7 protein-coding genes are annotated in these 8,887 nt (G+C 53.1%); 5 read left to right on the top strand and 2 right to left on the bottom strand.

Features of this window, described 5'->3' with window-relative positions:
• Positions 1–97: 97 nt before the first annotated feature.
• The 4 genes from F1593_RS22485 to F1593_RS22500 all read left to right on the top strand — a co-directional run bounded on the left by F1593_RS22485 (position 98) and on the right by F1593_RS22500 (position 5,549).
• Positions 98–949, top strand: coding sequence for an SDR family oxidoreductase (locus F1593_RS22485; protein ID WP_216368963.1), 852 nt, complete (start codon positions 98–100; stop codon positions 947–949).
• A 68-nt stretch (positions 950–1,017) separates the two neighbouring features.
• Positions 1,018–1,869, top strand: coding sequence for an alpha/beta fold hydrolase (locus F1593_RS22490; RefSeq protein ID WP_172632353.1), 852 nt, complete (start codon positions 1,018–1,020; stop codon positions 1,867–1,869).
• 408 nt (positions 1,870–2,277) lie between these two features.
• Positions 2,278–2,754, top strand: coding sequence for a DinB family protein (locus tag F1593_RS22495; protein WP_149403809.1), 477 nt, complete (start codon positions 2,278–2,280; stop codon positions 2,752–2,754).
• An 848-nt stretch (positions 2,755–3,602) separates the two neighbouring features.
• On the top strand, positions 3,603–5,549 hold the full coding sequence (locus tag F1593_RS22500) for a hypothetical protein (protein WP_149403810.1): 1,947 nt from the start codon (positions 3,603–3,605) through the stop codon (positions 5,547–5,549).
• Positions 5,550–5,866: 317 nt separating this feature from the next.
• Here the strand turns inward: F1593_RS22500 and F1593_RS22505 are convergent, their stop codons facing one another.
• The gene (locus F1593_RS22505) at positions 5,867–6,640 is read right to left on the bottom strand and encodes a YoaK family protein (RefSeq protein WP_172632354.1); all 774 of its coding nucleotides are present in this window, start codon (positions 6,638–6,640) and stop codon (positions 5,867–5,869) included.
• Between the two features lie 537 nt (positions 6,641–7,177).
• Between F1593_RS22505 and F1593_RS22510 the strand changes: the two genes are divergently transcribed.
• Positions 7,178–7,381: a hypothetical protein gene (locus F1593_RS22510; protein ID WP_149403812.1), complete on the top strand. Its 204-nt coding sequence runs from the start codon at positions 7,178–7,180 to the stop codon at positions 7,379–7,381.
• Between the two features lie 181 nt (positions 7,382–7,562).
• Here F1593_RS22510 and F1593_RS28565 read toward each other — a convergent pair.
• Positions 7,563–8,887: hypothetical protein (locus F1593_RS28565; RefSeq protein WP_172632355.1), on the bottom strand; the 1,325-nt coding region annotated here is incomplete at its 5' end.

Raw genomic sequence — 8,887 nt, forward strand, 5'->3', positions numbered from 1 at the left:
CCAACAGACTGCTTTTTGAGTTATTATATAGTCGAGTATGTATTTTTTTTCTCGAATGTTTGTAGCAGATGATTATTTTAGCAGAAAGAGGTATTCTATGGCTGATCAGAATATGCAGGGGAAGGTGTGTCTGGTGACGGGCGCGAATGGCGGAATCGGGCTGGCGACGGCCCGGGAGCTGGCACGACAGGGGGCGCATGTGGTGATGGTGTGTCGCAATCGCGCGAAAGGCGAGGCAGCTCAGGCCGAGATCAAATCTGTCAGCGGCAACCAGCAGGTCGATCTTTTGATCGCGGACATATCATCCCTGGCGTCGGTGCGTCAGCTGGCGCAGGAGGTGCGCGAGCGCTATCCACACATCCATGTCCTGATCAATAACGCGGGTGGGATGTTTAACCAGCGCGTTGAGACGGCTGATGGCCTGGAGACGACGTGGGCCTTAAACTATATTGGCCCTGTTCTGCTCACCAATTCTCTTTTAGATATACTCAAGGCCAGCGCGCCTGCACGTATTATCAATGTCAGCTCGACTGCCCATCGCTTCGGTCGTATCGATTTTGATGATTTGCAGAGCAAGCAGCGCTATCGTGGGATGCGCGCCTATGGATCTGCCAAGCTGGCGTTGATCCTCTATACCTATGAGCTGGCGAGTCAGCTGGAGGGAAGTGGTGTCACGGCCAACTGCCTGCATCCAGGAGTGGTTGCGACGAACTTCTTTCAGCTTGGTCTGCTGAACTGGCTCGGCCGACTGGTCTTCTTAACGCCGGAGCAGGGCGCGCAGACCACGCTCTATCTGGCAACCTCGCCGGAGGTCGCGCAGGTGAATGGAAAATACTTCACCAAAAGCAAGGCCGTCTCAAGCACGAAGGACACCTATGACGAGGCCACTCGTAAACGCCTCTGGCAAAGCACCGAAACCTTGTTGTCTGAGCAGCCAGCCGAAGTCTAATGCTGATGGATGGTGAGCGCTGCTTTGCCGCGCCCACAACGCCTGTGTTATGGATTGAAAGGATGTGCATGGACGCCGAAACGCTGCTCCTGGAGAATGGTCTTTCGCTGGCCTATGAGCGCTGTGGGACAGGACCGACGCTGCTTCTGCTGCATGCTGGTATGGCGGATCGACGCATGTGGGATGCGCAGGTGGAGGCGTTCGCACAGCAGTATCAGGTGATCCGCTACGATTTGCAGGGCTATGGGACCTCTGGACTGGGCGGTGGTCTGATCAGACATTATGAGGACCTGTATGGCCTGCTCAAGGGACTTGGTATCGCCCATGCCTTTCTGCTGGGTTGTGCTCTGGGTGGCGCGGTCTGTCTCGATTTCGCCCTGTTGTATCCTGAGATGGTGGATGGTTTGATTCTGGTCGCGGCGCTGCCCGGTGGCTATCCTGTGACTGGAACGCAGCTCCTGGAGGTGGATGCCAGAGAGAAGCAGCGGGAGCAGATAGCGGCGATCAAGGCTGGCAATTTTGCGCTGGCCTCTGAAATCGAGGTTGATCATTGGTTAGTTGGACAGCAGCGTGTCCGGGCGCAGCTTGATCCTGTTGTCTGGCAGCGCGTGTATGACATGACACTGCTGACCCTCCAGCGCAGGATCGCCAGCTATGGCAATGAGCGTATTTTGGAACCGCCCGCCTACCAGAGACTTTCCGAGATCCAGACATCCACCCTGCTCATCAACGGCACCCTGGACGATCCCATGATTGGACAGGCAGGTGACTGGCTGGCAGCTCATCTGCCGAACGTACAAACGGTCCAGATGCCCGAGACGGCCCATTTCCCGAATATAGAATGCCCGGCCGCCTTCAATCACCACGTGCTGACATTTTTGTCCCGCTGGTTGCCTGGCCCTCTCCCTGGTACGGCATGACCAATACCACCCACGCGATCCATCTGGACACAACCGACCATCCCTGACCGGCAATACCGCTCAAATAAAGAGCATGACGAAGCGTAGAATGACGAAGGGAAGTGTAGGTGCGTGCCGAGGTCGCAACCGAGGTGCGCTTACCCGTTCATGGTACGATGCCCTAGACCGTAGGCATATCAGTCCAGCATCATGCCAGAGGGCGTTGGGGCGAGATGGTCGTACGAGCAAGGGGAAAGCGCACCTCGGCTGCGGCCTCGGCACGCACCTACAGAATTCGTCGAGATTGCTCTTGTTGAAGCGGTATTGTTCCTGACCGGTGCAGTGATATCATAAAGGGACAAAAATGACTGTATGCTCGCGTCGTGTCGCGTACACTTTGCCGAGCAAAGAAAGAGGAGAGCTAGCTAGATGGAAACTGTATTTCGGGATGAGGTGGTATCGCTGGTACAACATATGGCGGCCCTGCCTGATCGGCTGGTACGAGCGACGAGTGGCAAGACGCCCGCGCAACTTGGTGGACGACCAGGACCAGATGAATGGTCAGTGATCGAGATCTTCGCCCATATGCGCGCCGTGGACGATATTGTCACCTCGCGTATCTACATGCTACTGGCGCGTGATCATGCGCCGCTGGTAGACTTTGACGAGCGGCGTTGGGCCGAGATTGCCCACTATGTCAACCGTGACCTGCATCAATCCCTGACACTTTTTACCTTGCGACGCATCGAAGTCGTCATGGTCTTACGGCAACTCTTTGCGCAAGACTGGCAGCGCACCGGCCAGCACGAAACCGCCGGACCACAATCCCTGCTCGCCATCGTCCGCTCGCTGGTCGCCCATGAAGAAGAGCACTGCGCCCAGATCGAAAAATTGCTCTCTGCCTAATGATTTTTGACAAATAAAAACGGTACAAAAATGAAAAGGGAAAAATCATAAAGCGGGTCTCTTCTTTCGTCATCGCTCATCGTGAAGATTTGTAGGATTTGCCAATCATTTTCCACAATCATTCTACCACCCTGTACTTCAGGGCATCTATATAATATCCTCTGTGGTTCTGATACAGCAACATATTGCTCTGTCAAGCTTCATTTGAAGGGACCAGAGCGGGGATGCAAGGGGCGGCAGCTCCTTGACTGGGGGCTTGGGGGTTGGGCCCCCAATTTCTCCCCCTCTCCTCTGCCGCCGAAGGCATTTTGCCCACCCTTAAAACCTCTTCTGTCCACTCAATACCTTTATGATTAAAAAATCTCCATCCCTGATTAAAAATCTCCATGAAAAAGTGCTTGCGTGCTTGTATATTCGTAAATTTAGACATTGGTCAATTTGGTATCGGCAGTATCATATATAAGGATGCAGTAATTCGTGTTTTTGATGTCCTACCGAGCGATCAGGTAGCAGAGGACAAAGTTGTCCCGGATGAGAAGAGCTGTGTTCAGGATTCCATCCTGGCTATGCATAGAAATAGTTTATGGCGGAGCCAATGAATTACACGGAAAGATTTCGGACCTCCTGATTGGAGCGACGAAGAACATGCAGAAAGGAAATGCCAGCATGAGCACTTGTCTTATTCCTATCAAATCTCCTACTGACATATCACCGATAAAAAATATAGCATTGCCCCTTTTTATCGTCAAGGACAATTCTGTCCGCGCAATGGCCTCTGTATCTTCTCTGTTGATTGTATGTGATGGACATAAAGTACCCTGTGTAGCAAGTGTGGAGGAGTTTTAGCCATGAATTCAATCATTCCATTTGTCAGTTTAAAATCTATGATGAACCATGGGCAGCGCTGTATCCGGGATTGGTTTAGCTGCTATGGTGAAGCGGTTCTGATGCCGGGTATGGTTGCATTGCCATATGCGATTGAAATCTTTTATCCCCAAACTCCGATTACAGAATGGGAAATGGGGGTTGTACGCATGATCCTCTTCAATAATCAATATGCGGAGCCGCTGGCCTGTCTGAGCATCGATGTCTTTTGTGACCGCTTCCACCTGGGGGGGCGTCAGATCCAACGCAAGCTTAAAGTAATGGAAAACAAAGGACTGCTCAAAATCACCCCATACTACAGCGAGGACGGCAAGAAAACACCCTACAAGCTCTACGACTGCTATCCTTTCCTGAAGTTGATTGCCGACCTGGTGATACAAGACATGAAGCGTCATAAGGAGCTGGCAAAGCAGAAGGTACAGCTTGCCGCAGAGCATGCTCTGTCAAATGTGAGCAATATGACAGAAATGTCCGGCGCGACATCCCCATCCACGATGACAGAAATGTCCGGCGCGACAGAAATGTCCCATCCAAACGGCATACCCATCATCACAGAAATGTCCCCGGCGACCTATCCGCCCCTGTCCGGCGCGACAAACCTGTCGCCAGTGACAGAAATGTCAGCGGCGACACATTTGTCCCAGCAAAATGGCAGCTTCAATGTGACAGAAATGTCAGCGGCGACACATTTGTCCCAGCAAAATGGCAGCTTCAATGTGACAGAAATGTCAGCGGCGATACATTTGTCCACCGGGGGAAGCGTGTCGAATCAGGTCCCATGTGAGCTCGAACAACGCATTCCTGAGCTTGCAACCCTGTCGCGGACAGAAATGTCGCAGATAGCGGCGGACGGAAACGAATATTCGAAAAATTCGAATTCGAATATTATCAATAATACAAGTATTATTAATAATATTTATACTTCGAATTCGAATAATACGAATAAGAAAAAACTTAAAGAAAATGATGGGTACGAATGCATCCCTGCGGTCTGCCCGGAGGGGTCAATAGCAACCAACCAGTGTGTTGAGGATAATGCCCCGGAAACATCTTCCATGTTTGACAAGAAGCAAGCAAGCTTTGAACAATGGGTCCAGGATGCCGTCGAGCAGGCGAATGCGGAAAGCGAGCAGGCAGAGCAGGTCACAGCAAGCAGTCAGTCAGGACAGCAAGCAAAGGCTGTTCGTGAGGCCAGCCCGCGCATCGAGCAGATGTTGGAGATAGAGTCATCGAACGAGCAGCCAGCCAAAATTTGCAAGATGGGATCGCTGGCTGAGACGGCGCTGCAGCGTATCTCCCGTGATCTGAATGACGTCTGGCCGCGCTCATCGCTGACGCAGGCCAACAAGCTCTACCAGCAACTCATGCAGATCAATCAGGTCGAGGACCGACACACGCTCAGCGATCCAGACCAGTTTTTTGCCGACATGATGGAGTTGATCTGTGTCAAGCTCAGCGGAATCAAGATCATGCGTGTCAATGCGCATGGACAGAGCAACGGGATGCCATTATTCTTCAAGACCCTGCGCCAGGAGGTGGAGAGCGAGGTGCAGCGTGTGCAGGACATGCGTGAGAAGGTTGAGCGCACCACAGCCGCCAGTGAGCGCTATCATGCCCGTCAGGCGCGCACCTGGGGTCCTGACTCACTCGGCGCGAAAATGGCTTCGGAGCATCACATCTCCCTCACCGAGAGTCATGCCATCTCGCAAGAAATCGCCGCTATCCCGCTGTCCCCCGAACAGATTCTCTCCGAGGGACGCCGCCTCAACGTCGAGTATCTCGAAGATTACGCCGACGCCATGCTTGACGGCACCATCAAGCCCTATCAGCGCGAAATGATCGAGTCCGGCGTACGCCTCAGCCTCTACTACGAGAAACTCGACGGTTACGCCTACAAAGCTGGCTACTAGCGGCTTCCCTGCTGAGAAACTGGCGTTGAGGCAAGCGATTACGCTTGCCTCAACGCCAGGACTCGGCCCCATTTGGAGCGACGTTGATCCTGGTGTGTGCTCAGGCATGATGGGAGCATGTGGTGAGAGGATGCATAAGTGCACAATGCATCCTCCTCACCGCCAGAGCCCGCCATCCAGCCAGCTATGCAGTTATCCCGCCCAAAAGGCAGAAAGACGCAGGCGTGGCACGAAGTGCCCATGCTGACCCAAAGGAAACTAGCGTACCTTAACAAAAGAATAGAGCAAGCCAGCGGAGTAGCCCTGAGCTACAACGGCTACAGCGTAGGAGGATGCTGGCGGATGACGGTATTGGCGATGACGAGGGCGATGGTGATGAGGGGAATGCAGACCGAGAGGGTGGGCAGATAGAGGGTAGCGGCCCCGCCGAGGACGGCACCCAGCAGATAGACGAGCCAGGTGCTGGCCTGGCGGATGATATCGTGTTTTTGTGACGCGGTGAGCGCAGCATGGGAGATATAGGGATACTGGCGCTGGTAGTGGGCGGGACGCAGCCAGTTGCCCAGATTGCCCATCAAACTGGTCAGGGTGCCGGTGATATAGGTAGTCACGATGCCTGGGAAGCCCAGCATCATGACGGTCGCACTCTGTATCCCCATCGCGAGTGAGGCCAGCAGGATCAGCAGGATGGTGATGCCCAATGTAGGGAATGTCGCCTGAGTGAAGAGCCAGAGCAGCGTGAAGAGGAACAGCAGTATCCACTCAAGACCGAATAGACGCACAACCTGGCTTGTCCACACGCCGGGCCGCTGCTCTTTGAGTAGCAGGGTTGTCAGCAGCGCGCCCAGACAGAAGCCAAGCACCGCGCTCACCGTCAGCAGGGCGTCCTCCCACATCCCCTTGCCCAGCGCGATACCCAGCAGCACCGTATTGCCCGTCATATTGGCCGGAAACACACGTTGCAGGCCCAGATAACAGAGCGCATCGAAATAGCCAGCCGTCCCCGACAGCAAAAGGATATCCTTATTCTCAGCCGGCACCGGAGGCGGCTCATCCCCTTGATCCCTGCTCGCAGTATTCAACATCGGCATTCTACACTCATCCTGCATACTATCCTGCATCCCTTGCCCATAGCCAGCTCAGCAATGGAACAGTCCTATCAACACAGAGCCTCTCTTTACAAGATCGAACCATCGCCACAAAAAACAAGCCCTTGTTCTCTCCATTTTTACAGTACTTTTGATTGTCTGGCTGGTGATTTGTTTGGGTTGGATATAATGCGCTTTCCCCTTGCTCGTCCCCTCTCTCACTCCAACGCTCTGTCGCATGCCTGGGCACCATTGCTGGGGACGGATGAGCCTGCGGGCGGGATTGCTCGTACGATGAAAGGGAAAGCGCACCTCGGTTGCGACCTCGGCACGCACCTACATCGCTGCCCAATCCCGGTCTGTGTCCATCCAATCTCGTTTTTGGGGTGGTATAGCATAGTTCTCTCCCCGACACTTTTTTGGCGTAGCTAAAGCGCAAAACAGAGGAAAAGGTGGAATACAGGAGCACTCTCGAGAGAGGGAAAGGCTTCACTAGCCTCTTTAGAAACGAGGAGAAAGAAAAGAAAAAGGAGATCGTTCTTGGAGGATTGCGAGGCCAAAGTCCCCAGTATTGAGCGGCGTTTAGAGCGATTTTTGAGCAACAAACGCATCGAAACAGAGAACATGTGGAAGTCATTCCTTGCTGTCATCATGCCGCATTTTCAAAAAAGCCGCTACTGGTTATCTCTAATCGACCTGCCTGTCGAAGACGTATTGGAGAATATAAAGAGCGCTTTAAAGTAGAATCAATGTTTCAAGATATGAAAAGTAGGGGATGGGATTGGGAAGGAAGTCGAGTGACGGAAAAATTACATAAAAAAAAGTGTCGGAGAGAGAACGCCAGAGCATGGGTGAACGACAAGGGAGCCCGACGTTCGTCGTAGCGTCCCTTTGTCGTGTCAGGTCCTGGTTAGCGCTCGTTCTGTTACTCTCCGTCACTCTGATAGGCAGCGCTGTCACTCTGATAGGCAGCGCTGTCACTCTGATAGGCAGCGCTGTCACTCTGATAGGCAGCGCTGTCACTCTGATAGGCATCGCCGTCACTCTGATAGTCAGCGCCTTGTTCCTTAAACAGCGCGGCATTGCGTAGGGATTTCTTTTGGTCGTTTGTCAGATAGGTGAGCTTCGGGACATTTTCCATTCCTGCATCTTTTCTCTTTTGTAACACCTTAGGGACCTCCCTCAACACACTTGCAGCCGTCAGCAATCTCAGCTTTTTGCCATCTTTACCTGTTCGCTCACTTATAGTTGTAAGATATGGATACTTTGTGCCTTCTTTGCCTTCTTTGCCTTCTTTTAGATCACGCGGGCGGAGGTGGTGTTCGTTAATGTACTTTCGAAGCATGGCTGCTCGCTCTCGCCTCCGCTTTCGCTTATCTGCAGGGGTCTCATCCTCGTCACTCCTCTGATCGGCATTGCTGTCCTTCTCAAGCTGCGCGAACTGCTCGGCCTGTCGTAGGGCTTCCTCTTTGTTGCCTGTCAGATGGGCGAGGTTCGGGACATCTTTCATTCCTGCATCTCTTCTCGCTTGTAACACCTTATCGACCTCCCTCAACACAGGTCCAGGCGCCCGGAATTCCTCCGTTTTGCCATTCTCTTTTCGCGTTTTTGGAATATATGGATACTTTTTGCCTTCTTTGCCTTCTTTTTTATCAAGCGGGCGGAGGATGTGTTTGTTAAAGTAATTTCGAAGCATGGTTGCTCGATCTCGCGTCTGTTGAATTTTTCTAGCGGAGTCTGCACGTGCCTTCGCCTCCGCCTGTTGCTCATCTGCAGACAGCTTGAGCCTGGGGTTATTAAAGCGGTGTAAAGAGGAACCCGGCCCCTCCTGAGGCAGCTCAAGGTTATGAGGGGCTGCATTTTGTGGTCTAAAGGTGCTGTTTGAAGAGGAACCTGGCCCTGATCGGTCACTGGTCTGATCCCCGTGTGGCGGCTGGTAGTGGGCATTTTGCGCCTCTGGCTGTGCATAGGAGGAGAGGGCGGCAGGCAGCCCTGAAGAGGAATCTTGCCATGATAGGCTACTGGTCTGATCCCCGTGTGCCTGGTTGTATTGAGCGCTTGTGACATCATACGCAGCAGTGAGAAGATCGTATGGACCACCAGCCGGCGTGTGTTCGATGAATGTCGGATCCCCGTGTGCCTGGTTGTATTGAGCGCTTGTGACATCATACGCAGCAGTGAGAAGATCGTATGGACCACCAGCCGGCGTGTGTTCGATGAATGTCGGATCCCCGTGTGCCTGGTTGTATT

Source organism: Dictyobacter arantiisoli (genome assembly GCF_008326305.1).
GTDB lineage: Bacteria > Chloroflexota > Ktedonobacteria > Ktedonobacterales > Ktedonobacteraceae > Dictyobacter > Dictyobacter arantiisoli.

Bases quoted from the DNA above. Each gene is read 5' to 3' on its own strand.
- F1593_RS22485 (WP_216368963.1), top strand. From the start codon at position 98: ATGGCTGATCAGAATATGCAGGGGAAGGTGTGTCTGGTGACGGGCGCG.
- F1593_RS22500 (WP_149403810.1), top strand. From the start codon at position 3,603: ATGAATTCAATCATTCCATTTGTCAGTTTAAAATCTATGATGAACCAT.
- F1593_RS22505 (WP_172632354.1), bottom strand. From the start codon at position 6,640: ATGCCGATGTTGAATACTGCGAGCAGGGATCAAGGGGATGAGCCGCCT.
- F1593_RS22490 (WP_172632353.1), top strand. From the start codon at position 1,018: ATGGACGCCGAAACGCTGCTCCTGGAGAATGGTCTTTCGCTGGCCTAT.
- F1593_RS22495 (WP_149403809.1), top strand. From the start codon at position 2,278: ATGGAAACTGTATTTCGGGATGAGGTGGTATCGCTGGTACAACATATG.